20 protein-coding genes are annotated in these 23,395 nt (G+C 65.6%); 16 read left to right on the top strand and 4 right to left on the bottom strand.

The features are described from left to right. Positions 1-137: 137 nt before the first annotated feature. Positions 138-1,133, top strand: a complete 996-nt coding sequence (locus tag ACB037_RS17410) for an aldo/keto reductase (protein WP_202044753.1) — start codon at positions 138-140, stop codon at positions 1,131-1,133. Between the two features lie 254 nt (positions 1,134-1,387). Next, positions 1,388-2,203: an undecaprenyl-diphosphate phosphatase gene (bacA, locus tag ACB037_RS17405; protein WP_010676024.1), complete on the top strand. Its 816-nt coding sequence runs from the start codon at positions 1,388-1,390 to the stop codon at positions 2,201-2,203. A gap of 112 nt (positions 2,204-2,315) precedes the next feature. Here the strand turns inward: bacA and ACB037_RS17400 are convergent, their stop codons facing one another. From ACB037_RS17400 to ACB037_RS17390, 3 genes are all read right to left on the bottom strand, one after another. Further along, positions 2,316-2,981 carry a ChrR family anti-sigma-E factor gene (locus tag ACB037_RS17400; RefSeq protein ID WP_010676025.1) on the bottom strand — a complete coding sequence of 222 codons (666 nt, stop codon included), beginning with the start codon at positions 2,979-2,981 and terminating at the stop codon, positions 2,316-2,318. Further along, on the bottom strand, positions 2,974-3,543 hold the full coding sequence (locus ACB037_RS17395) for a sigma-70 family RNA polymerase sigma factor (protein WP_010676026.1): 570 nt from the start codon (positions 3,541-3,543) through the stop codon (positions 2,974-2,976). Before ACB037_RS17395 ends, ACB037_RS17400 begins: the two co-directional genes overlap by 8 nt. Before the next feature lie 124 nt (positions 3,544-3,667). Then, a complete protein-coding gene (locus tag ACB037_RS17390) occupies positions 3,668-4,234 on the bottom strand; it encodes an LON peptidase substrate-binding domain-containing protein (RefSeq protein ID WP_010676027.1) in 567 nt (188 codons plus the stop codon). 314 nt (positions 4,235-4,548) lie between these two features. On the opposite strand from ACB037_RS17390, the gene argS reads away from it, so the two are divergent. The 4 genes from argS to hslU all read left to right on the top strand — a co-directional run bounded on the left by argS (position 4,549) and on the right by hslU (position 9,287). Beyond that, positions 4,549-6,294 (top strand): arginine--tRNA ligase, encoded by a 1,746-nt coding sequence (argS, locus tag ACB037_RS17385; RefSeq protein ID WP_010676028.1) that lies wholly within the window; start codon positions 4,549-4,551, stop codon positions 6,292-6,294. A 3-nt stretch (positions 6,295-6,297) separates the two neighbouring features. Continuing rightward, entirely contained in the window at positions 6,298-7,146 is an 849-nt protein-coding gene (locus ACB037_RS17380; RefSeq protein ID WP_052815344.1) for an SPOR domain-containing protein, read from the top strand. A gap of 186 nt (positions 7,147-7,332) precedes the next feature. Next, positions 7,333-7,866, top strand: coding sequence for an ATP-dependent protease subunit HslV (gene hslV / locus ACB037_RS17375; protein WP_005306539.1), 534 nt, complete (start codon positions 7,333-7,335; stop codon positions 7,864-7,866). A 92-nt stretch (positions 7,867-7,958) separates the two neighbouring features. Continuing rightward, the gene (hslU, locus tag ACB037_RS17370) at positions 7,959-9,287 is read left to right on the top strand and encodes an HslU--HslV peptidase ATPase subunit (protein ID WP_010676031.1); all 1,329 of its coding nucleotides are present in this window, start codon (positions 7,959-7,961) and stop codon (positions 9,285-9,287) included. Positions 9,288-9,375: 88 nt separating this feature from the next. On the opposite strand, the gene ACB037_RS17365 is transcribed toward hslU, so the two are convergent. Beyond that, positions 9,376-10,800 carry an MFS transporter gene (locus tag ACB037_RS17365; RefSeq protein WP_368224064.1) on the bottom strand — a complete coding sequence of 475 codons (1,425 nt, stop codon included), beginning with the start codon at positions 10,798-10,800 and terminating at the stop codon, positions 9,376-9,378. Between the two features lie 168 nt (positions 10,801-10,968). On the opposite strand from ACB037_RS17365, the gene ACB037_RS17360 reads away from it, so the two are divergent. The 10 genes from ACB037_RS17360 to cysG all read left to right on the top strand — a co-directional run bounded on the left by ACB037_RS17360 (position 10,969) and on the right by cysG (position 23,346). Beyond that, entirely contained in the window at positions 10,969-11,889 is a 921-nt protein-coding gene (locus ACB037_RS17360; protein ID WP_368224062.1) for a LysR family transcriptional regulator, read from the top strand. 272 nt (positions 11,890-12,161) lie between these two features. Further along, on the top strand, positions 12,162-12,803 hold the full coding sequence (locus ACB037_RS17355) for a TetR/AcrR family transcriptional regulator (protein ID WP_134997213.1): 642 nt from the start codon (positions 12,162-12,164) through the stop codon (positions 12,801-12,803). Then, the gene (gene hlyD, locus ACB037_RS17350; RefSeq protein WP_371175660.1) at positions 12,800-13,768 is read left to right on the top strand and encodes a secretion protein HlyD; all 969 of its coding nucleotides are present in this window, start codon (positions 12,800-12,802) and stop codon (positions 13,766-13,768) included. The genes ACB037_RS17355 and hlyD overlap by 4 nt, the downstream gene beginning before the upstream one ends. After that, complete coding sequence (locus ACB037_RS17345) at positions 13,765-15,519, top strand: ATP-binding cassette domain-containing protein (RefSeq protein ID WP_371175659.1); 1,755 nt, start codon at positions 13,765-13,767, stop codon at positions 15,517-15,519. The genes hlyD and ACB037_RS17345 overlap by 4 nt, the downstream gene beginning before the upstream one ends. Next, positions 15,516-16,625 (top strand): ABC transporter permease, encoded by a 1,110-nt coding sequence (locus ACB037_RS17340; RefSeq protein WP_262000042.1) that lies wholly within the window; start codon positions 15,516-15,518, stop codon positions 16,623-16,625. The genes ACB037_RS17345 and ACB037_RS17340 overlap by 4 nt, the downstream gene beginning before the upstream one ends. A gap of 3 nt (positions 16,626-16,628) precedes the next feature. After that, the gene (locus ACB037_RS17335; RefSeq protein WP_005355575.1) at positions 16,629-17,717 is read left to right on the top strand and encodes an ABC transporter permease; all 1,089 of its coding nucleotides are present in this window, start codon (positions 16,629-16,631) and stop codon (positions 17,715-17,717) included. A 296-nt stretch (positions 17,718-18,013) separates the two neighbouring features. Then, positions 18,014-20,560, top strand: coding sequence for a nitrite reductase large subunit NirB (nirB, locus tag ACB037_RS17330; protein ID WP_371175658.1), 2,547 nt, complete (start codon positions 18,014-18,016; stop codon positions 20,558-20,560). A 100-nt stretch (positions 20,561-20,660) separates the two neighbouring features. Further along, a complete protein-coding gene (gene nirD / locus ACB037_RS17325) occupies positions 20,661-20,978 on the top strand; it encodes a nitrite reductase small subunit NirD (RefSeq protein ID WP_041202829.1) in 318 nt (105 codons plus the stop codon). A gap of 136 nt (positions 20,979-21,114) precedes the next feature. Continuing rightward, positions 21,115-21,927, top strand: a complete 813-nt coding sequence (gene nirC, locus ACB037_RS17320; RefSeq protein ID WP_045522858.1) for a nitrite transporter NirC — start codon at positions 21,115-21,117, stop codon at positions 21,925-21,927. A 12-nt stretch (positions 21,928-21,939) separates the two neighbouring features. Then, complete coding sequence (gene cysG / locus ACB037_RS17315) at positions 21,940-23,346, top strand: siroheme synthase CysG (protein ID WP_371175657.1); 1,407 nt, start codon at positions 21,940-21,942, stop codon at positions 23,344-23,346. Positions 23,347-23,395 lie beyond the last annotated feature (49 nt).

Genomic DNA, 23,395 nt, shown 5'->3' with positions numbered 1-23,395 from the left:
GGCAGACGAAGGGGCCCGGGCGCGCCGCCACGTCATGGCAGCCCCGGCCCCGATGGCACCACCGAATCAGCCGGGGTGATGCCCGCCGCAGGGCCCGTCGCTCCTCATTGCACACCAGCCCAAGGAACAGCACCGTGATGGATGACAACTACCTCGCCGCCCCCGACCGCTACCAGCGCCAGCCCTACCGACCGGCGGGCCGCCACGGCCTGCGCCTGCCCGGCATCGGCCTCGGGCTTTGGCACAACTTCGGCGCCGGGAGCGATCCCGCCACCGCGAAGGCCATGGTGCACCAGGCGTTCGATCTGGGGATCACCCACTTCGATCTCGCCAACAACTACGGGCCCCCACCGGGATCTGCCGAACTGACCTTCGGCACGCTGCTCAAGAGGAGCCTGGCTCCCTATCGGGACGAGCTCATCATCGCCAGCAAGGCGGGCTACGTGATGTGGGACGGCCCCTACGGCGATGGCGGCAGCGCCAAGTACCTCTTCGCCAGCCTGCACCAGAGTCTGCGCCGTCTGGGCCTCGACTACGTGGACATTTTCTATCACCACAGGCCGGATCCCCGCACCCCGCTCGAGGAGACCTGCCAGGCCCTGGCCCTGATGGTGCGCCAGGGCAAGGCGCTCTACATCGGCCTCTCCAACTACCCGGCCCCGCTCGCGGCCAAGGCTGCCGCCCGGCTGGCGGAGCTCGGCACCCCCTGCCTGGTCAACCAGCTCAAATACTCCCTGTTCCAGCGCGATGTTGAGCCCGACACCCTGCCGGCCTGCCGGGAGCACGGCATGGGGGTGGTCGCCTTCTCGCCCCTGGCGGGGGGGCTGCTGAGCGATCGCTACCTGGCGGGCATCCCCGCGGATTCCCGCGCCGCCAGTGCCAGCCCCTTCCTCACGGCGGACCAGATCACCGAAGAGAAGCTCGCCACCGTCCGCGCCCTGCATGCACTGGCCCTGCAACGGGGTCAGTCCCTGTCGCAACTCGCACTGCAATGGGTGCTGCGCGACCCCGTGGTGAGCTGCGCCCTGATCGGCGCCAGCCATCCCCAACAGATAACGAGCGCCGTCGAGGCCCTGGGGCAGCCCCCCCTGGACGATGATCTTCAACAGAAAATCCTGTCCATACTGGCCTGACAGCACAAAGAGATCATAAAACAGAGGTCAACTGGCGTGACTGACCTGTCAGAACGTGACGGGGCCGTCATGGCTTCTGACAGCATGTGGCAAGCCGCGCCCTGCATGGTCCGCCAGTGCCCTTTTCCGGCCGGAACAGGGCGCTGAAATCCCCAATATTCACTGGTTGCCCGCGTGATTTTCCGCCATCATTGGCCGCCCCGACCCGTTCGGGGTTGATTTTATCCAGACCCCATAACCAAGAGATCTGCACCATGACCGAATCCTACGCCCTGTTCGTCGCCTTTGTGCTGGGCATAGTGGAAGGCCTGACCGAGTTCCTCCCCGTCTCCTCCACCGGCCACATGATCATCGTCGGCCACCTCCTCGGGTTTGAAGGACCCAAGGCCGCCACCTTCGAGGTGGTGATCCAGCTCGGCTCCATCCTGGCAGTGGTCGTCATGTTCTGGCGCCGCCTGTTCGGACTCATCGGCATTCACTTCGGTCAGAAACCCACCCCGGGCCACGCGACCCTCTCCCTGGTGCACGTCATCCTCGGCATGCTGCCTGCCGTGGTCGTCGGGCTGGCTATCCACAGCTGGATCAAGGCCAATCTGTTCGGGCCGGAAACCGTGATGTATGCCCTGGTGGCTGGTGGCATCCTGCTCATCATCGCCGAAAAGTTCCGCCCCGCCGTGACCGCGGAGACCCTGGACGACATCAGCTACAAGCAGGCCTTCGGCATCGGCCTGTTCCAGTGCCTGGCACTCTGGCCCGGTTTCTCCCGCTCCGGTGCCACCATCAGCGGCGGCATGCTGATGGGCATCAGCCGCCACGCGGCAGCAGAATTCTCCTTCATCATGGCGGTGCCCATGATGATCGCGGCCAGCGGCCTGGATCTCTACAAGAGCCGCGATTTCCTCTCCATGGCGGACTTCCCCATGTTTGCGGTGGGCTTCGTCACCGCCTTCGTGGTGGCCATGGTCGCCATCAAGACCTTCCTGGCGCTGATCCGTCGTCTCGACTTCATCCCGTTCGCCATCTACCGCTTCCTGCTGGCCTTCGTCGTCTACCTGGTCTTCGTGGCCTGATGGGCTTCGCCGCCAAGCAACACAAAAGGGACCCGAGGGTCCCTTTTTTCATGCCGTGATACCGCCTCAGTCGCGCGGCAGCCCGCGATCACCGGGCAGCCGTGAGCCCAACTCAATAGAGGTGCTGACTGATGCCGTTGAGCAGCCGTGACAGCCCCTTGGTGAACTGCACGGGGGCATCCTGCACCGTGTAGCAGAGGCAGCCGTCCGGGGTACGGGGGCTGTGGGCGTGGCTGGCGTCGCGCCAGATGAAATCCCCCGCCTGATAGCGGGTGTCGCCATCCTCGATGGTGCCCGCCAGCAGCAGGGTCAGCTCATATCCCTTGTGGGTGTGCTCCGGGATCCGGCCCCCCGCCTCGATGTGGAGCAGGTTGGCCCGCGCCCCCATCTCGTCCAGGGGCAGGCTGACCTGACGGATGGCCCCGAGATGACGCCACCTGGGGGCATGATGCCGTGCCAATGCCCGCGGCAGCCGGTAACTGTGACCCGCCACCCTGAGCTCTGGCCTCGGGCTCTCGGGAAGGGCGAGCGCCGCCTCCGTCGCCACCGGCTGTTGCAGTATGCCCGCCAGCATGGCATCGAATCCGGCGGGCAGCGCCTCGTCCGGCGCATCAGGGGCGAGATGCTGGCACGCCAGCGCCTCTTCAAATTCCTTCACCCGGGCGGCGCACTCGGGGCAGAACTCGCAATGGGCGGAGACACCGACGGCCAGCGGCAGAGGCAGCTCGTCGGCGGCGAAGGCGCGCAGCATGGGTTCAGTCGGATGGGTCTTAATCATGGCCTTGCTCCACTTGTTCCTTCAGTTTCTGTAGTGCCAGCCGCAGCCGGGACTTGATGGTGCCAAGGGGCACGCCGAGCCGGTCGGCCAGCTCCTGCTGGGAGAGCTCCTGCAGGTAGATGCCGCGCACCACCTGCTGCTGCGGCTCCGGCAGCGTGGCGACATAGTGGGCCATCTGGCGGGTCAGCACCGCGTCTTCACCGCCGCTCAGGTGCTCCTCTTCGGCCCGGAATTCCAGCAACGGCCAGATCTCCTCGGCGCAGAGCTCCTCCTTGCTGGCGCGGCGGCGGCGCAGCATGTCAAAGCTCTGGTTGCGCATCACTGTGTAGATCCAGGTGGTGGCGGCGCCCTTGTCGGGGTGATAGAGCCGTGCCTTCTGCCAGACCAGCAGCATGGTCTCCTGCACCAGTTCCATGGCGTTGGCTTCGCTGCCGAGGTGGCGCAGCCCGTAGCTGCGGATGCGCGGCGCGAAGTGGTGGAACAGGGTGGCGAAGGCAGCCTTGTCGGCACGCTCGGCCACCCGGACCAGCAAAGATGTGAGGTCGCCGTCTGGGTTATCCATGGGGGGCGATGTCCTGCGTGGAGCCGATTGTGGTTGGCCAGTATATGCCATTGCGCCATCCCTCGCGTGTGGTGTTCACCCCCAATACGGTGAGCGAGGAAAAAGGATCACCGGGAAGAGGAATTCAATGGCTCGCGACCAGCAGACCGCTCAGCAGGGAGAGGGTGGGCTGGTTGTCCTTGGCCGCCACCAGCCACTGTTTTTGCTCCACCGGGATGGGCAGCACCTCCAGCCAGCGCTGGGCGACCCAGCTCGCATCCTCCCAGTCCGGCTCCGGATAGAGGGCCGCGTACTCCGGATAGTCGTTGAACACATCCTGCAACGCCTTGGCCAGGGAGTGCTGATCCGCCTGGAGCCTGCCGCTCTGCCAGGGGGGCAGGGGCTCCACCTCGCCGACCCGCAGACCGTCCTCTTCCTGCCAGAGATCCGTGATACGCACCCGCTCCACCCCGAGCACCGTGATGCCGAGCAAACCATCGGGCAGCAGATCGAAATCGATGATGCGCACCCGAGTGGCGATGGGGTACATGTTGCGCAGCGCGTCGGGCTGGCGGGGGTCCAGCATGCAGAGCGCGAACTCCCGCTCCCGGGACTCGGCGATCATGCGCTGGTATCTGGGCTCGAAGATGCGCAGCGGCATGATGCCGCCCGGCAGCAGGTGAGCGGAGAGTGGAAACAGTACCAGTGTCATGGGAATCATCCTCCAACGGCGTCCTCAAAGGATACGACCGCCACGGGAAGCGGGATCATTCAGATCGAATCGGTATAAATAACCCTGTCATATTCAGGGGGAAATAGCCTGGACAAGCCGTTTCGTTATGCAGTAGAAATGGATAACCACCACTTACCCAAATCAATATCCTGCAATGTGGTGGAAAACGCAGTGAAATATCCGCCACGCCCACGGGTGCGGGCCGTTCCTATAGTTTTCTCGGCCCGATGCGGGTAAAATTCACGCCCTTATCCAGTCAGTCACTTTTCGACGCGCAACCTCGGTGGTCAGTTATGAAAGAGCATATTCATCATCTACTTGAACAAACGGTAGCCAATCTCAAGTCCGCAGGCGTCCTGCCCGCCGACCTGGAAGCCCGCGTGCAAGTAGACCGATGCAAGGAGAAGGCTCACGGCGACCTGGCCACCAACCTGGCCATGCTGCTGGCCAAACCGGCCCGCAAGAACCCCCGCGAGCTGGCCGCTGCCATCATCGAGCACCTGCCCGCCTCCGATCTGATCGCCAAGGTCGAGATCGCCGGCCCCGGCTTCATCAACTTCTTCTTCGACCCGAGCTGGCTGGCCGGTCAGGTGGAAGCCATGGTGACCTCCGACAACGCCAACGTGAAACTGCCAGCGCCGCAGACCGTGGTGGTGGACTACTCCGCCCCCAACGTGGCCAAGGAGATGGCGGTGCACCACATCCGCTCCACCGTGCTCGGTGACGTGGCCGCCCGCGCCCTCGAATTCCTGGGCCACAAGGTGGTGCGTGCCAACCACATCGGCGACTGGGGCACCCAGTTCGGCATGCTGATCGCCTATCTGGAGAAGATGGCCAACGAGCACGCCTCCGACATGGAACTCAAGGACCTGGAAGCCTTCTACACCCAGGCCAAGCGTCACTACGACGAAGACGAAGCCTTCGCCGAGCGCGCCCGCAACTACGTGGTGAAACTGCAAGGTGGCGATGAGTACTGCCGCACCATGTGGAAGAAGCTGGTCGACATGACCATGGAGCAGAACCAGCGCAACTACGACCGCCTGAACATCTCCCTGTCCAACAAGGACATCATGGGCGAGTCCATGTACAACGACATGCTGCCGCAGATCGTTGCCGACCTGAAAGCCAAGGGGCTGGCAGTCGAGAGCGAAGGGGCCACCGTGGTCTTCCTGGACGAGTTCAAGAACAAGGATGGCGAGCCCATGGGCGTCATCATCCAGAAGAGCGACGGCGGTTTCCTCTACACCACCACCGACATCGCCTGCGCCAAATACCGTTACGAGAACCTGGGCGCCGACCGGGTCATGTACTTCATCGACTCCCGTCAGCACCAGCACCTGATGCAGGCCTGGACCATCACCCGCAAGGCGGGCTATGTGCCGGAATCCGTGCCCCTCGAGCACCACGCCTTCGGCATGATGCTGGGCAAGGACGGCCGTCCCTACAAGACCCGCTCCGGCGGCACCGTCAAGCTGGTCGACCTGCTGAACGAAGCGGAAGAGCGCGCCAGCGCCCTGCTGGAGAGCCGCAACAGCGACCTCTCTGCCGAAGAGAAGGCCCAGGTGGTGCACGCCATCGCCATGGGCGCGGTCAAGTATGCGGATCTCTCCAAGAACCGCACCACCGACTACATCTTCGACTGGGATCTGATGCTGTCGTTTGAAGGCAACACCGCCCCCTACCTGCAATACGCCTACACCCGTATCCAGTCCATCTTCCGCAAGGCCGGCGTCGATGCCGACACCCTGAGCGGCAAGGTGGTCCTGAGCGAAGACGCCGAAGAGACCCTGGCCCAGAAGCTGATCCAGTTCTCCGACGCGGTCAACGGCGTGGCGGACAAGGGGATGCCGCACCTGCTCTGTACCTATCTGTATGAGCTCTCCGGCAACTTCATGACCTTCTACGAAGCCTGCCCGATCAACAAGGACGGCGTGGACGAAGCGACCCGCCAGAGCCGTCTGCTGCTGTGCGCCGCCACCGCCAAGGTGCTCAAGCTGGGCCTGGGCGTGCTGGGCATCCACACCCTGGAGCGCATGTAATAGATGGCGACCCGGGATTACGTCGGCAACAGCCCGAGACGACGGGCGGGTGGCCGTAACATCAAGAAAGCGGCCCCTCGCCGCTTTCCTGTTATCCCGGCACTGCTGGCCGGGGCCCTGGTCGTCGGTTTCGGCGCCTTCCTCTACCTCATCAACGGCAAGGGCGCCGATGCCCCCACCATCGAAGAGCAGGTGAAGGCCAACAAACCCAAGGCACAGGGCAATACCCTGCCCCAAGAGAAGTGGAGCTACATCGAGCGGCTGGAGAACAAGCAGGTGGACATCATAGAGCCGCCGCCCCAGCCGGGCGTGCTGCCGCCCCCGCCCGCCGAGACCATGACCCTGCAACCGGAGGCACTGCCCAAGCCGGTCGCGACCGACATTCCCCAGCCGGGAACCCCCATCGGTCAGGTGAAGCCCTATCAGCCGCAACCGGTGCAACCGGCCAAGCCGGCCACCGGTGCCCCGGTCGCCAGCGCCCGGGAGCAGGTGATCGACCAGAAGGCCGAGCGTGAGCGGATGGAGCGGGAGATCCGCGCCGAACTGGAGCGGGAGCGTGCCGAGGCCGCCAGGGCCAAGGCGGCGACCCAGACTGCACAGACCGCAGCCGCCGACGGCGGTCGCTACATGATGCAGTGTGCCGCCCTGCGCTCCCAGGATTCCGCGGAATCCCTCAAGGCGCGCATCGCCTTCACCGCCGGGCTCTCCTCCAGTCTACAGGTGGTGAACGGGGCCGGTGGCGCCGTCTACAAGGTGATGGTGGGCCCCTTCAACGGCAAGGCGGCGGCCGATGCGGCCAACCGCAAGCTGCAGGGCTCGGGCATCAGCGGCTGCATCCCCAAGAAGGGGTGATCGCCGCGTCCATGCACAGGGCCGGGTGGCAACACCCGGCCCTGTTTCTTTTGGCGCCATCCCGCGCCCACCCGATCCCTCCCCCGCGATCCGTGCTCGACACAGGCTTGAAAAGCCGTTTTGCCATCCCCATCTTTTCCTCCATGCACAGTCAGGCCGTCATTCGGCTCAAGCGAGGTAAGTAAAGTGACTACCATAGTTTCAGTTCGCCGCAACGGTCAGGTCGTCATCGGTGGCGATGGCCAGGTTTCTCTTGGCAACACCGTCATGAAGGGCAACGCCCGCAAGGTTCATCGCCTCTACAACGGCAAGGTACTGGCTGGTTTCGCCGGCGGCACCGCCGACGCCTTCACCCTGCTCGAGCGCTTCGAAGCCAAACTGCAGGCCCATCAGGGCAACCTGGAGCGCGCCGCCGTGGCGCTGGCCAAGGACTGGCGCACCGATCGCGCCCTGCGCCGCCTCGAGGCGCTGCTGGCCGTCGCCGACGAGCACAAATCCTTCATCATCACCGGCAACGGTGACGTGGTGCAGCCGGAGCACGATCTCATCGCCATCGGCAGCGGCGGCAACTTTGCCCAGTCCGCCGCCATCGCCCTGCTGGAGAACACCGAGCTCGACGCCAAGAGCATTGTCGAGAAGTCCCTCAAGATTGCGGGCGACATCTGTGTGTTCACCAACGGCAACCACACCATCGAAGTGCTGGATTATTCAGCTAAATAAGTCGGCGAAATAGGGCCGCCAAATAAGGCCGCCAGCCAAACCCCATTTTCCAAGGGGTGGGCCCTGCCCGCCCCGGATACAGGAACGCCATCATGTCCGAGATGACCCCGAGAGAAATCGTCCACGAGCTGGACAGACACATCATTGGTCAGGCCGACGCCAAGCGCGCGGTCGCCGTCGCCCTGCGCAACCGCTGGCGCCGGATGCAGCTCTCCGAGGAGATGCGCCATGAGGTGACCCCGAAGAACATCCTGATGATCGGCCCGACCGGCGTCGGCAAGACCGAGATCGCCCGTCGCCTGGCCAAGCTGGCCAACGCCCCCTTCATCAAGGTGGAAGCGACCAAGTTCACCGAAGTGGGCTATGTGGGCAAGGAAGTGGACAGCATCATCCGCGATCTGACCGATGTCGCCATCAAGCTGGTGCGCGAGACCGAGATGGAGAAGATGAAATACCGCGCCGAGGAAGCCGCCGAAGAGCGCATCCTCGACGCCCTGCTGCCCAACCCGCGCAACAGCTGGGGTGAGGAAGAGAAAGCCGACAACTCCAACACCCGCCAGATCTTCCGCAAAAAACTGCGGGAAGGTCAGCTGGATGACAAGGAGATCGAGCTGGATCTGGCCGCCTCCCCCATGGGTGTCGAAATCATGACCCCGCCGGGCATGGAAGAGATGGCCAACCAGTTGCAGGGGCTGTTCCAGAACCTGGGCCAGAACCAGAAGAAGAAGCGCAAGATCAAGGTCAAAGAGGCCATGAAGGCGCTGATCGAAGAGGAAGCAGCCCGCCTGGTCAACCCGGAAGAGCTGAAGCAGAAGGCCATCGCCTCCGTCGAGAACAACGGCATCGTCTTCCTCGACGAGATCGACAAGATCTGCAAGCGCGGCGAGAGCTCGGGCCCGGACGTTTCCCGTGAAGGGGTTCAGCGCGACCTGCTGCCGCTGGTCGAGGGCTGCACCGTCAACACCAAGCACGGCATGGTCAAGACCGATCACATCCTGTTTGTCGCCTCCGGTGCCTTCCAGATCGCCAAGCCATCCGACCTCATCCCCGAGCTGCAGGGCCGTCTGCCGATCCGGGTCGAGCTGACCGCCCTGACCACCGAAGACTTCGAGCGCATCCTGACCGAGCCGAACGCCTCCCTGACCGATCAGTACAAGGCGCTGATGGCCACCGAAGGGGTCAACATCGAGTTCACCCAGGATGGTATCCGCCGTCTGGCCGAAGCGGCCTGGCAGGTCAACGAGCGCACCGAGAACATCGGCGCCCGTCGTCTGCACACCGTGATGGAGCGGCTGATGGAAGACATCTCCTATGACGCCTCCGAGAAGTCAGGCGAGACCTTCGTCATCAACACCGACTACGTCAACGCCCACCTCGGTAAGCTGATTGAAGACGAGGATCTGAGCCGCTTCATTCTGTAACAGGTTGATCGATAACGAGGAGCTGAGCGGTTTACTATCCTGCTCAACCCCATAGCAAGACGCCTCCCCTGTGGAGGCGTCTTCGTTTTCAGCGTTCTCCCGACTCGCAGCCGTCCCGGGCCACATCACCCTGCACGGCACGCTCCCCCCTTCCCGCCAGCCAGAGCGCACTCATCAGCAGCAAGGCCGTCAGGGCGAAGGTGACCCGGGTGGCAAACGCCAGCTCGTCCGCCGTCGCGAGGGCGAGATCGGGCCGCCCCGCCAGGGCGGCGAACAGGCCCCCCAGCCCCGCCGCCCCCGTCAGCTGGCCCAGGTTGCGCGACAGGGTCAGCAGCCCGGCCACGGCGCCACGGCTCGCCCCCTCCGCCTCCCCCACCACGGCGCTGTTGTTGGCGGTCTGGAACAGGGCATAACCGGCGGTGAGCAGCAGGATGGGCAGCAGGTAGCCGAGGGGCCCGAGCGCCCTGTCCAGCAGGGCCAGCAAGACGGCGGCCACCACCATGAGTCCCAGGCCGAGGCGCACCACAGGGGTCGCCCCCACCCTGTCCACCAGCCAGCCGGCGGGCATGCCGGACAGCGCCGCCAGCAGCGGGCCCATGGAGATCATCAGCCCCACCGTCCCCATGTCGAGGGCAAAGGCGCCGTGCAGGTAGAAAGGACCGATCAGCAGAGTCGCCACCATGACGCTGGCCACCAGCGCACTGGCGATGATCCCGCCTCTTCGCCTGGACGCCCCCAGCAACGCCAGGGGCAGCAGGGGGCGACGGGCGCCCGAGTCGGCACGTACGAAGAGCGCCATGGCGACGAGCGCCCCTATCCCCGGCCAGGCTCCGAGCGGGCTGCCCCGGGTCAGTGCCAGCCCGTAGCAGAGCAGCGCCGTCACCAGCAGCAACAGACTGGTGAGCGGGAGGCTTCCCTCGGCAGAGCCCGCCTCATCCCGGGGCAGATCATGCCAGGCACACCCCAGCGCCAGCAACGCCAGGGGGAGCAGCAGCAGGAAGGGAGCCTGCCAGCCAAATCCGCCGATCAACAGGCCGCCAAAGGAGGGGCCGAGCGCCGTGCCGCAGGCCGATAGGGTGCCGAGCAATCCCATGCTCCAGCCCCGTCGGGCTGGCGGCACCAGCTCTCCTGCCATGGCCAGCGAGAGCACCAGCATGCAGGCCGCACCCGCTCCTTGCAGGGTGCGAGCGGCAATGAGCCAGCCAATTGAAGGGGCCAGGGCGCACAGCAGGGAAGCCAGCGCAAAGACCCCGGTCCCCCAGAGCAGCAGGCGACGCCGCCCCAGACGATCCCCGAGCCGACCCGCCACCACCGTCAGACTGGTGATCCCAAGCAGGTAGGCCACCAGCACCCATTGCAGGCTGGCGAAGGGCACGCCGAAGTCCTGCCCCAGGGCAGGCAGCACCAGGTTGGCCATGCTGCCCGCCAGCATGGGTAGCAGGGTGGCGAGCCCGAGCCCCGCGAGACCAAGACGGCGCGTCACGGGAGGGGAAACAAGAAGTGGTGTGGACATGGCAGTCTCTCCGGCAAGTGATGATGCACCCAGGCTAGCGGGGGGGATGACAAGGCGGAAGACGCACGGATTGCAGCTTATAGTTGCACCAGACGCCATATGATGAGACGGCAACTCGCGTATCATGAAGGGGTCGGCCCGTCAGGCGCCGCCTGCGAGGAGACGACCATGACCCCGGATTTCAACCTGCTGATCACCCTGGATGCCCTGCTGGAAGAGGGCAGTGTGGCGGGCGCCGCCAGACGGCTAGGCCTGAGTGCTTCCGCCATGAGCCGGGCCCTGGCAAGGCTGCGGGAGACCACGGGGGATCCGCTGCTGGTGCGGGCGGGACGCGGCCTGATCCCCACCCCCCGGGCGCAGATCCTGCGGGATGAGGTCGCCCGCCTGGTTCAGGAGACCCGGGCCGTGCTGCGCCCCCATCAGGAAGTAGACCCGGCGAGCCTGGAGCGCACCTTCCGCCTGCGATCCAGCGACGGCTTCGTGGAGGCGGTAGGCCCCGCCCTGCTGGCGCGCCTCGCCGTCGAGGCCCCCGGGGTGCGGCTGCACTTTCTGGCCAAACCCGACAAGGAGAGCGGCCCCCTGCGCCGTGGCGAGCTGGACTTCGAGACCGGGGTCATCGGCACCACCACGGCCCCTGAGCTGCGCACCCAGGCCCTGTTCCAGGACCACTTCGTCGCCGTGGTGCACCCGGACCACCCCCTCTGCGACGGCACCCTGACCGTGGCGCGCTATGCCGCCGCGCGCCACGTGCTGGTCTCCCGCCGGGGCCAGCCTCACAGCCCCATCGACGAAATTCTCGCAGGCCAGGGGAGGCGGCGCACCATCACCACCCTGGTTCCCGGGTTTGCGACGGCGCTGGCCCTGGTCAGGGAGAGCAATCTGGTGGCGACGGTGCCGCACCTGCACTGCGCCAGCCTGCTCGGCGATCTGGTCACCCTGCCCCTGCCCTTCGCTCTGCCAGGGATCCGGGTCGCCCTGCTCTGGCACCCCAGTCAGGATGCCGATCCGGGCCACCGCTGGCTGCGCGCCCTGATACGGGACACCTGCGCCCGGCCCCCCTATCACACCGGGGCCACCGACACCCCCTGATCCGGGTCAGGCTTCTCCCGACTCCATCACAGGTCCCTTGTGGCCCGGGCGCCCGTACCCGGGGCCTGAAGCGCCTGTCACCACCCCATCACACCGACATGCCTGTGGCTTGGGCACAAGCGGTGGATCCTTCCCCCTGCCGGACGGGGATCACGGCCCCTCAGAGCGGGGCGGATCACATTGCGGGCAAAAAGATCCTGTCGCCCGCTTCCGCATTTTTTATACGGTCGTATAATTGCGTACAAAATGCATACACCAGGAGCACCAGCCAGATGCACCCCACCCGTCAGAAACTGCTCGATACCGGCCTCGCCATCGCCACCGACAAGGGGCTGCGCGGCCTGACGGTGCGCGAGCTGGCGGCAGCGGCCGAGGTGAACCTCGGCTCCTTCGTCTACCACTTCGGCAACCGCGACGCCTTTATCGACGAGCTGGTGGAGCTCTGGTACGCCCCCCTCTATGACGAGCTCAAGGCGGTGGCAGCCAAAGGCTCCTACCCCTCCGCCATCGCCATGTTCGAGGCGACCATGGAGGCGCTGATCGGGCTGGTGGCGCGCCAGCGCGGCTTTATCAACCACCTGTTTGGCGATGCCCTGGCGGGGGAAGGGGCGGCCCAGCGCTTTCTGCTCAGCCTGCCGCGCCGTCACCCCCTGCTGCTGATCGAACAGGTACGGATGGCACAGGCGGAAGGGTCGCTGGTCGCGGGTCACCCGCTCCAGCTGATGATCTTCATCATGGGGTCGGTCGGCCTGCCGCTGGTCATCGCAGGCAGCGGTCGTCAGCTCGGCTGGCTGCCCGAAGAGGCCGCCCCCTTTCTCAGCCAGATAGACAACCCAGAGGCCGCCAGACAACGGCTGGTATGGGCCCTGCGCGGCCTGCGCCCCACCGATATGAAAGAAGGAGAAGCGGCATGAAACAACGCATTGCAATCCTGGCCCTGCTGCTAACCGTTATCGGTGGCTACCTCTGGTGGCAGGGGCGCCCCGCCGACGGATCCATCCTCTACGGCAACGTCGATATTCGCGACGTCAATCTGGCCTTTCGGGTCGGTGGCCGCGTCGATCAGGTACTGGTAGACGAGGGGGATAGGGTAAAAGCCGGTCAACTGCTGGCCCGCCTCGATCCGGCTCCCCTCACCCACAGCCGCGACAGCGCCCGCGCCAATCTGGCGGCGCTCACTGCTGCCAACGCCCTGATCCACAAAGGCTATCGCAGCGAAGAGACCGACCGCGCCCGGGCCGCACTGGCCGCCGCCGAAGCCGCTGCGCTGGAAGCCGACCAGCAGTGGCGCCGCCAGAGCGCATTGGCCGCCACCGGCGCCATCTCCCGCGGTCAGCTCGATACCGCCCGCTCCCAGCGGGATCAGACCCAGGCGCAGGTACGCTCCGCCCGCGAACAGCTCGCCCAGCTCGAAACCGGCTACCGCCCGGAGGAAATCGCCCAGTCCGATGCCCAGCTGGAAGGGGCCAAAGCGGCGCTCGCCAGTGCCGAGCTGGCGCTGGCGGATGCCAGCCTGACCGCCCCCAGCGACGGCATCATCATCAGCCGCGCCATCGAAAATGGCAGCATGGTTCAGAGCGGAGCGACCGCCTTCAACCTCTCCCTGACCGCGCCGGTCTGGGTGCGCGCCTATGTGGAGGAGCCCTGGCTCGGCCACTTCCCGAGCGGCGCCAAGGTGACCCTCACCACCGACTCGCGGCCGGACAAGCCCTATCACGGAGTAGTGGGATTTGTCTCGCCCACCGCCGAGTTCACTCCGAAATCGGTGGAAACGCCGGATCTTCGCACCCACCTCGTCTACCGGCTGCGCATCGTGGTGCAGGATCCCGACCCGGCCCTGCGACAGGGGATGCCGGTCACTGTCAGGCTGGCTCCATGAACAGCGCTATCTCCCTTGAAGGGCTCACCAAACGCTTTGGCGAGCGGGTCGCCCTCAACGCCATCTCGGCCACCATTCCGGCTGGCGGCATCACCGGGCTGGTCGGACCCGACGGCGCGGGCAAGAGCACCCTGCTGCGCCTGCTGGCCGGTCTGCTGATCCCCGACGCGGGCACCATCCGGGTGCTGGGGCTGGATCCGGTGAACGAGGGGGATCTGCTGCGCCAGCGCCTCGGTTACATGCCCCAGCAGTTCGGCCTCTACGAGGATCTCAGCGTGCTGGAGAACCTCACCCTCTACGCTGACTTGCGCGGCGTACTGGAGCCCGAACGCACGCCCACCTTCGCGCGGCTGCTCGCCTTCACCGATCTCGCCCGCTTCACCGCAAGGCCGGCAGGCAAGCTCTCTGGCGGGATGAAGCAGAAACTCGGGCTGGCCTGCGCCCTGCTCGGCACCCCGGATGTGCTGCTGCTCGACGAACCCGGGGTCGGGGTCGATCCCATCTCTCGCCGCGCCCTCTGGCAGATGGTGCGCGAGCTGGCCAAGGGGGGGATGACGGTGCTCTGGAGCACCGCCTATCTCGACGAGGCGGAGCTGTGCGACCACGTGCTGCTGATGGCGGATGGCGAGGTGCGCACCAGTGGCACGCCAGCCGCTCTGATGGGGGCCATGGCCAGCCGCTGCTGGCTGCTGGAGGCGGGGCAACTGGATGGCCGCGAGCGGCGCGCCCTGCTGCGCCGGGCACTGGCTCATCCGGCGGTGATGGATGGCGCGGTGGCGGGGGAGCGGGTTCGTCTGCTGCTGCACCCGGGCATGACGCCTCCGCCGCTGGCGGAGCTGCAGCTGGCCAACGGCGCCTTTCAACCGGCCCAGCCCCGGCTGGAGGATGCCTTTATCGACCTGCTCGGCGGCGGCCCCGGCGGGGAGTCGAGTCTGGCGGCGGGGATGCGCGAAGCCGAACTGCCGCAGGGGGTCTCCCCCGAGGCGGTAATCGAGGCGCGCCACCTCACCAAGCGCTTCGGCGATTTCGCCGCCACCGATGATGTCAGCTTTGCGGTGCGCCGCGGCGAGATCTTCGGCCTGCTCGGCCCCAACGGGGCGGGCAAGTCCACCACCTTCAAGATGGAGTGCGGCCTGCTGCGCCCGAGCGAGGGACAGGCGCTGGTGACCGGCATCGATCTGGCTCACAGCCCCTCGGCGGCACGCCAGCGCCTCGGTTACATGGCGCAGAAGTTCTCCCTCTACAAGCAGCTCACCGTGGCCCAGAACCTCTCCTTCTTCGCCGGTATCTACGGCCTGTTCGGCCGCCACCAGCAGACGCGGATCGATGCCATGGTGACCGCTTTTGCCCTCGCCCCCTGGCTCGATCAGAAGGCGGAATCCCTGCCGCTCGGTCTGCGCCAGCGCTTGTCGCTGGCCTGCGCCCTGCTGCACGAGCCGCCGCTGCTGTTCCTCGACGAGCCCACCTCCGGGGTCGATCCGGTGACCCGGCGCGAGTTCTGGTCGCACATCAACGCGCTGGCCGACCACGGCGTTACCGTGCTGGTCACCACCCACTTTATGGATGAGGCGGAGTATTGCGACCGCATCGCCCTCATCTATCGCGGCAAGCTGCTGGCGCTCGGCACCCCGGACGATCTCAAGGGGCTGGCCGCCAAAGAGGCGGCGACTTCTCTGCCAACCGGCTCCTTGCCGACCATGGAAGAGGCCTTTATCACCCTGGTCGAGCGGGCCAGCGAGGAGGAAGCATGAGCATCAACCGTCGGCGACTGCTGGCCCTCTGCCGCAAGGAGACGCTGCAAATCGTCCGCGATCCGAGCAGCATCCTCATCGCCTTCATCATGCCGGTGGTGCTGCTGGTGGTGATGGGTTACGCCATCAATCTGGATGTGGACCATCTGCGTCTCGGCATCTGGCGAGCCGACAGCGGCGCCCCGGCGGTGCGGCTGGAGCAGGCCCTGCGCGGCTCTACCGCACTGGAGATCCACAGCGGCCCGAGCAAGGAGTCCCTGCTCGCCAGTCTGGCCCGTGGCGAGATCCGCGGCCTGCTGGTGATCGACGACGGCTTCTCCCGCGCGCTGGCCGGTCAGGGCAATGGCACGCCGCAGGCGCTGCTGCTGACCGACGGCTCCGAGCCCAACACCGCCAACTTCGTCACCAACTATGTGCAGGGGATCTGGCAGGGGTGGCTCGCTGGCGAGGGGGTCGCCATGCCGGTGTCGATAGAGAGCCGCGCCTGGTTCAACCCGGCACTGGTGAGCCGCAACTTTCTGGTGCCGGGCTCCATTGCGGTGGTGATGACCATCATAGGGGCCCTGCTCACCTCGCTGGTGGTGGCGCGGGAGTGGGAGCGCGGCACCATGGAGGCGCTGCTCGCCACCCCGGTCACCAAGGGGGAGCTGCTGCTCTCCAAGCTGCTGCCCTACTACGGCCTTGGCATCATCGCCATGCTGCTCTGCCTGCTCTTCTCGGTGGCGGTGATGGGCGTGCCGTGGCGCGGCTCCCTGCTGCTGCTCTTTCTGGTCACCAGCGTCTTTCTCGGCAGCGCCCTCGGGCTCGGGCTGTTCCTCTCCACCGTGATGCGCAGCCAGTTCAACGCCGCGCAGGCAGCGCTGATCGCCGCCTTTCTGCCCGCGGTGATGCTGTCGGGCTTCGTGTTCGAGATCGCCAGCATGCCGCCGCTGCTGCGAGCCATCACCCACCTCATTCCGGCCCGCTACTTCGCCAGCTCCCTGCAGACCCTCTATCAGGCGGGCAGCGTCTTCTCGATCCTGCTGGTCAACGGTTTCTGTCTGCTGCTGCTGGCCGGTTTCTGGCTGGCCCTGACCGCCCGCAAGACGCGGCGCACTCTGGAGTAACCCATGCTGATCCGACTCTGGTGGCTGATCCGAAAAGAGCTGCAGGCCCTGATGGGCAATACTCAGGGGCGCTTTCTGCTCATCATGCCGGTGCTGCTGCAAACCGCCCTCTTCCCGTTCGCCGCCACTCTGGAGGTGACCGGCAACACGCTGGCCATCTACAACCAGGATGGCGGCGCCCAGAGCCGCGAGCTGCTGGAGCGCCTCACCCATATGCCCGCCTTCACCACCATCATTCCGGTGCAGGGCGAGGCGGGCATGACCGAGGCCATCACCGGGCAGCAGGCGCTGCTCGGGCTGATTATTCCGGGGGATTTCTCGCGTCGGCTGGCGCGGGGCGAACCGGCCAAGGTGCAGCTGATCATCGACGGCCGTCGCTCCAACGGTGGTCAGGTGGCGGCGGGCTACATCAGTCAGGTGATCGCCCGCTGGCAAAGTGAGGGCAAGGGGCAACCCGAGCTGGCGGTACGCAACCTCTACAACCCCAACGTCGAGTTCCACTGGCATATCCTGCCGGCCCTGGTGGCCATCATCACCACCACGGGGTGTCTTATCGTCACCGCCCTCTCGGTCGCGCGGGAGCGGGAAGAGGGCACCTTCGATCAGCTGCTGGTCTCCCCCCTCACCGCAGGCTGGATCATGGCGGGCAAGGCGGTGCCCGGCATCATGGTGGCGGTGGGACAAGGGTGCATAGTCGCGCTGGCCGCCCGTTTTGTCTTTCACCTCCCCTTTGCCGGCAGCCTCAGCCTGCTGATGGCGGGCATGGTCTGCTACGGGCTGGCACTGGCCGGGATCGGGCTCTTCATCTCGTCGTTCTGCTCGACCCAGCAGCAGGCCTTTCTCGGGGTCTTCTCCTTCACCGTCCCGGCGGTGATCCTCTCGGGCTATATCTCGCCGGTGGAGAACATGCCCCAGGTGTTCCAGTGGCTGGCGGCCATCGACCCCCTCACCCACTTCATCGTGCTGCTCAAGGGGGTCTTCCTCAAGGGGTTCGACTGGTCGGCCGCCTGGCCCCTGCTCTGGCCGCTGCTCGCCATCGCCGGCGTCACCCTGTCGCTGGCGCTCGCCATGTTCCGCCGCCATATTGCCTGACGCGCCACCTTGTTCAGCTGATGCCGGTCTCGCCCAGTGCGAGACCGGCCTTTTTCCGACATAAGTTTTCACTCCCCGGCAGTTGGTAAACCGGGCTTACCCTCCACCATCCCTCACCCCGAGCTAACGCAGAAATCATCAACTGGTATACCTATTTTTGTATAGTACTGAATTTTCTCGAATTACCCCTGAGGAGATATATAAATAGACACTTGATTTGCATCAATCGCCCACCCCTGCCGACTGGGTAGCCTAGCCCCAGAATGATGTTTTATTACTCCAAACTTGAGGCAACTATGAGCAAAGTCAGACTGGTCGTTGTGGGCAACGGCATGGTGGGGCACCGCTTCATCGAAGAGCTGATCGAGCGGGCCGATCCGGGCCGCTACGAGATCACCGTCTTCGGTGCAGAACCCCGTCCCGCCTACGATCGCGTCCATCTCTCCTCCTACTTCTCCCATCACACCAGCGAAGATCTCTCCCTCGTCAAACCCGGTTTCTACGACAAGCACGGCATCCGCCTGCTGCTCGGCGAAGCGGTGAAAAAAATCGACAGGGCCAACCGCGAAGTGCATTCCAACAAGGGCACAGTGGTCGAGTACGACAAGCTGGTGCTGGCCACCGGCTCCTACCCCTGGGTGCCGCCCATTGCGGGCAGTCAGCACCACGAGTGCTTCGTCTATCGCACCATCGAGGATCTGAAAGCCATCCGCAGCGCCGCCAGGAGCGGCAAGAGCGGGGTGGTGATCGGGGGCGGTCTGCTTGGCCTCGAAGCCGCCGGCGCCCTCAAGGCGCTGGGTCTCGAAACCCACGTGGTGGAGTTTGCTCCTGTGCTGATGGCCGAGCAGCTCGACGGTCAGGGCGGCCAGCTGCTGCGCCGCAAGATTGAATCCATGGGCGTGCAGGTACACACCAGCAAGAGCACCAGCGAGATCCTGATGCATGGCGGCGAGCAGGCGAAACACCGCCTCGCCTTTGCCGACGGCAGCCAGCTGGAAGTGGATGTGGTGGTCTTCTCCACCGGCATTCGCCCGCAAGATACCCTGGGCCGTTACGGTGATCTCGCCATCGCCGACCGTGGCGGCATCGTCATCGACGATCACTGCCTCACCTCCGACCCCGACATCTATGCCATCGGCGAGTGCGCCGCCTGGCAGGGCCGCTTCTTCGGGCTGGTGGCACCGGGCTACAAGATGGCCCAGATCACCGTCGACCATCTGCTCGGCGGCGACAGCCGTTTTGAGGGGGCAGACATGAGCGCCAAGCTCAAGCTGCTCGGCGTCTCCGTCGGCTCCATCGGTGATGCCCACGGCCGCACCCCGGGCAGCCACAGCTATGTGTTTCAGGACGATCAGGCTGGCATCTACAAGAAGATCGTGGTGAGCGAGGACAACAGCCGCCTGCTCGGCGCCGTGCTGGTGGGTGACGTGGAAGATTACGGCAACCTGCTGCAGATGATGCTCAACACCCTGCCGCTACCGAGCCACCCGGACACCCTGATCCTGCCCGCCTACGCCGGTGCCAAACCGACCCTGGGGGTGGATGCCCTGCCGGAGAGCGCCCAGATCTGCTCCTGCTTCGACGTCTCCAAGGGCGACATCGCCAAGGCGGTGGCCGAGGGCCACACCACCCTGGCAGCCATCAAGCAGCAGACCAAGGCCGGTACCGGCTGCGGCGGCTGCGTGCCGCTCATCAGTCAGGTGCTCAACGCCGAACTGGTGAAGCAGGGCATCGAGGTCAACAACCACCTCTGCGCCCACTTCCCCCACTCCCGTCAGGAGCTGTTCCATCTGGTCAAGGTGGAGGGGATCAAGAGCTTCGACGAGCTGCTGGCCAAACATGGCCAGGGCCATGGCTGCGAGGTGTGCAAACCGACCGTCGGTTCCATCCTCGCCTCCTGCTGGAACGAGCATGTGCTGAGCCCGCGCAATATCCCGCTGCAGGACACCAACGATATCTTCCTCGGCAACATGCAGAAGGACGGCAGCTACTCCGTCATCCCGCGCATGGCCGGCGGCGAAGTGACCCCGGAAGGCTTGCTGGCGGTGGCCGAAGTGGCCCGCGACTACAAGCTCTACACCAAGATCACCGGCGCCCAGCGCATCGGCCTGTTCGGGGCCCAGAAGGACGATCTGCCCGCCATCTGGCGCAAGCTGCTGGCGGCGGGTTTCGAGACCGGTCAGGCCTACGCCAAGGCACTGCGCATGGCCAAAACCTGCGTCGGCAGCACCTGGTGCCGCTTCGGCGTGCAGGACAGCGTCGGCCTCGGGGTCTTCCTCGAGAACCGCTACAAGGGCATTCGCACCCCGCACAAGATGAAGTTCGGCGTCTCCGGCTGTACCCGCGAATGTGCGGAAGCCCAGGGCAAGGACGTCGGCATCATCGCCACCGACGCGGGCTGGAACCTCTATGTGGGCGGCAACGGCGGCATGAAACCGCGCCACGCCGACCTGCTGGCTTCTGACCTCGACCGCGAGACCCTCATCCAGCTGATTGACCGCTTTATGATGTTCTACGTCACCAGCGCCGACAAACTGCAGCGCACCTCGGTCTGGCTCGGCAACCTGGAAGGGGGCGTCGACTACCTGCGCGAGGTGATCGTCGATGACAAGCTGGGGCTGGCCGAGACGCTGGAGCGCGATATCCAGACCCTCATCGACAGCTACGAGTGCGAATGGTCGCGCACCCTCAACGAAGAGGAAGCGTTGCAGCGCTTCAGCCACTTCATCAACAGCGACAAGCGCGATCCGGACGTCCAGTTCGTCGCCGAGCGCGACCAGCACAGACCCGCCACTCCGGCCGAGCGCATCCCCGTCTACCAGATCGAGGTGGAAACCAAATGATGAAACTTGCCTGCCAACTCAACGGCATCCTGATGGGCTGCATGGACGTTTGCGCCCTGCTCGATAGCCAGTCCATCCAACTCGAGGTGGAGATTAAGCGATGAAACTTGCCTGCCAACTCAACGACATCCTGCCGGGAACCGGTGTCTGCGCACTCATTGAAGGTCGCCAGATCGCCCTGTTCCGCCCGAGCGCGGCCGCCGAGGTGTTCGCCATCGACAACCGGGACCCCTTCTTCGCCGCCAACGTGCTGTCGCGGGGCCTGATCTGCGAACACGACGGCGAGCTCTGGGTCGCCAGCCCCCTCAAAAAGCAGCGCTTTCGCCTGAGCGACGGCCACTGTTTCGACAACCCTGCGATGTCGGTGCAGAGCTACCCCGTTGAAGTGCGCGACCAGCAGGTCTGGGTCGCCGTCTAACACCAGACCCCACCCCGGCCCTCCCCTTCACAGGGGAGGGAGCAAAAAGCCCCTCCCCCTTGACAAGGGGGAGGCAGGGAGGGGGTTAAAAAACAGTCAGGGCTGCCCGCGGGCGGCCCTCTTGAAGGAAACAAAGATGTATACCGAAACCATCAACAAGTGCGCCGCCAACGCGGCCCGCATCAATCGCTTCGAGCGCAGCGACAAGCTCGGCTTCTGGCTCAGCTCCGCCATGGCGGGGGCCTATGTGGGCCTCGGCATCATCCTCATCTTCACCCTCGGCAATCTGGTGGACCCCGCCATCCGGCCGCTGGTGATGGGGGCCACCTTTGGCATCGCCCTGACGCTGGTGATCATCGCCGGCTCCGAGCTGTTTACCGGCCACACCATGTTCCTCACCTTCGGGGTGAAAACGGGCAAGATCACCATAGCCGACCTGCTGCGCATCCTGCCGCAGACCTGGGCGGGCAACCTGATTGGCTCCATTGTGGTGGCGCTCATCTACTCCTACGGCGGCAGCCTGCTGCCGGACGCAGGCAGTCTGGCCCACAAGGTGGCGCTGGCCAAGACCCAGGCACCGGCGCTGACCCTGTTTATGAAGGGGATCCTCTGCAACTGGCTGGTCTGCCTCGCCATCTGGATGGCGCTGCGCACCGAGGGTGCCGCCCGCTTCATCGCCATCTGGTGGTGCCTGCTCGCCTTCATCGCCTCCGGCTACGAGCACTCGGTCGCCAACATGACCCTGTTCGCCCTCTCCTGGTTTGGCGCCCACTCGGAGGCCTACACCCTGAGCGGCATCGGCCACAACCTGCTGTGGGTGACCCTGGGCAACACCGTCTCCGGTGCCCTCTTCATGGGCCTCGGCTACTGGTATTCCACTCCCAAGGCTGAGCGCCCGGTCGCGGTGAGCGAGACCACCAGCACCGCCAGCCAGACCCGAACCGCCTGATCAGGAGGCCCCATGGACTACTTGCCCATCTTTTGCCGACTCGACAACAAACCCGTCCTGCTGGTCGGCGGCGGCGAGGTGGCGGAGCGCAAGGCGCGCCTGCTGCTGGATGCCGGTGCCCAGCTCACCGTGGTCGCGCCCGATCTCGACCCAGAGCTGGCGGAGCTGGCTGCCAACGGGAGCATCGAGTGGCTGGCCGGTGAATTCGCGCCGCAGCAACTGGCGGGCAAGTGGCTGGTGGTGGCCGCCACCGATCGGCGCGAGGTGAATGCCCTAGTCTACCAGAGCGCCAATCAGGCGCGGATCTTTGCCAACGTGGTGGACGATCCGAAACGCTCCAGCTTCATCATGCCGTCGATCATCGACCGCTCGCCGCTGATGGTGGCCATCTCCTCTGGCGGCAAGGCCCCGGTGCTGGCCCGCTTGCTGCGGGAAAAACTGGAAGCCCTGCTGCCTCAGCATCTGGGTGCCGTCGCGGCCTTCGCCGGCAGCCTGCGGGAGCGGGTCAAGGCCCGCTTCGCCAACATGGGGGAGCGGCGCCGCTTCTGGGAACGGCTGCTCGGGGCGGATCGGCTCGGTCAGGCGCTGGCACGGGGCGATAGCGCCTCTGCCAATCAGCTGGCCGACAACCTGTTTGCCGACGAGAGCCAGACCGGTGGCGAGGTGATGCTGGTGGGAGCCGGCCCTGGCGATCCGGGTCTGCTCACCCTGCACGCCCTGCGCCAGATGCAGCAGGCGGACGTGGTGGTCTATGACCGGCTGGTCTCGGACGAGGTGATGGCGCTGGTGCGCCGCGACGCCAAACGCATCTTCGTCGGCAAGCAGGCGGGCAACCACTGCGTGCCGCAGGAGGGGATCAACCAGCTCTTGCTGGAAGAGGCGAAGAAGGGCCAGCGGGTGGTGCGGCTGAAGGGGGGCGACCCCTTCATCTTCGGCCGTGGCGGCGAGGAGCTGGAGACGCTGGTGGGCAGCGGCATCGGCTTTCAGGTGGTGCCGGGGATCACTGCGGCCAGCGGCTGTGCGGCCTACGCCGGCATTCCGCTGACCCACCGGGATCACGCCCAGAGCGTGCGCTTCGTCACCGCCCATGGCAAGGGGGGCGCCCAGGATCTCGACTGGCCGCTGCTGGCCAAGGACAAGCAGACCCTGGTGTTCTACATGGGGCTCTCCTCCTGCGCCACCATCCGCGAGCAGCTACTGACCCACGGCAAGGCGGGCGACACCCCGGTGGCGCTGATTGAGCGCGGCACCCAGCCAAGCCAGCGGGTCATTCGCGGCACCCTCGATCAGTTGCCCGAACTGGCGCTGGGGGTCGAGAGCCCGGCCCTCATCATGGTGGGTTCGGTGGTGACCCTGGCGGACCAGCTTGCCTGGTTCGGGCAAGGATGCGCCGCAGACGCGGCCCTGGCCTCGGCCTGATCGCTGCATCCATTCCAACGCCACCCTCGGGTGGCGTTTCTTTTTCTGC

This window comes from Aeromonas sp. S19(2024) (assembly GCF_041402625.1).
GTDB lineage: Bacteria > Pseudomonadota > Gammaproteobacteria > Enterobacterales > Aeromonadaceae > Aeromonas > Aeromonas caviae.
The sequence above is the reverse complement of the archived record's forward strand: the minus strand, read 5'-3'. Positions and strand labels throughout refer to the sequence as shown.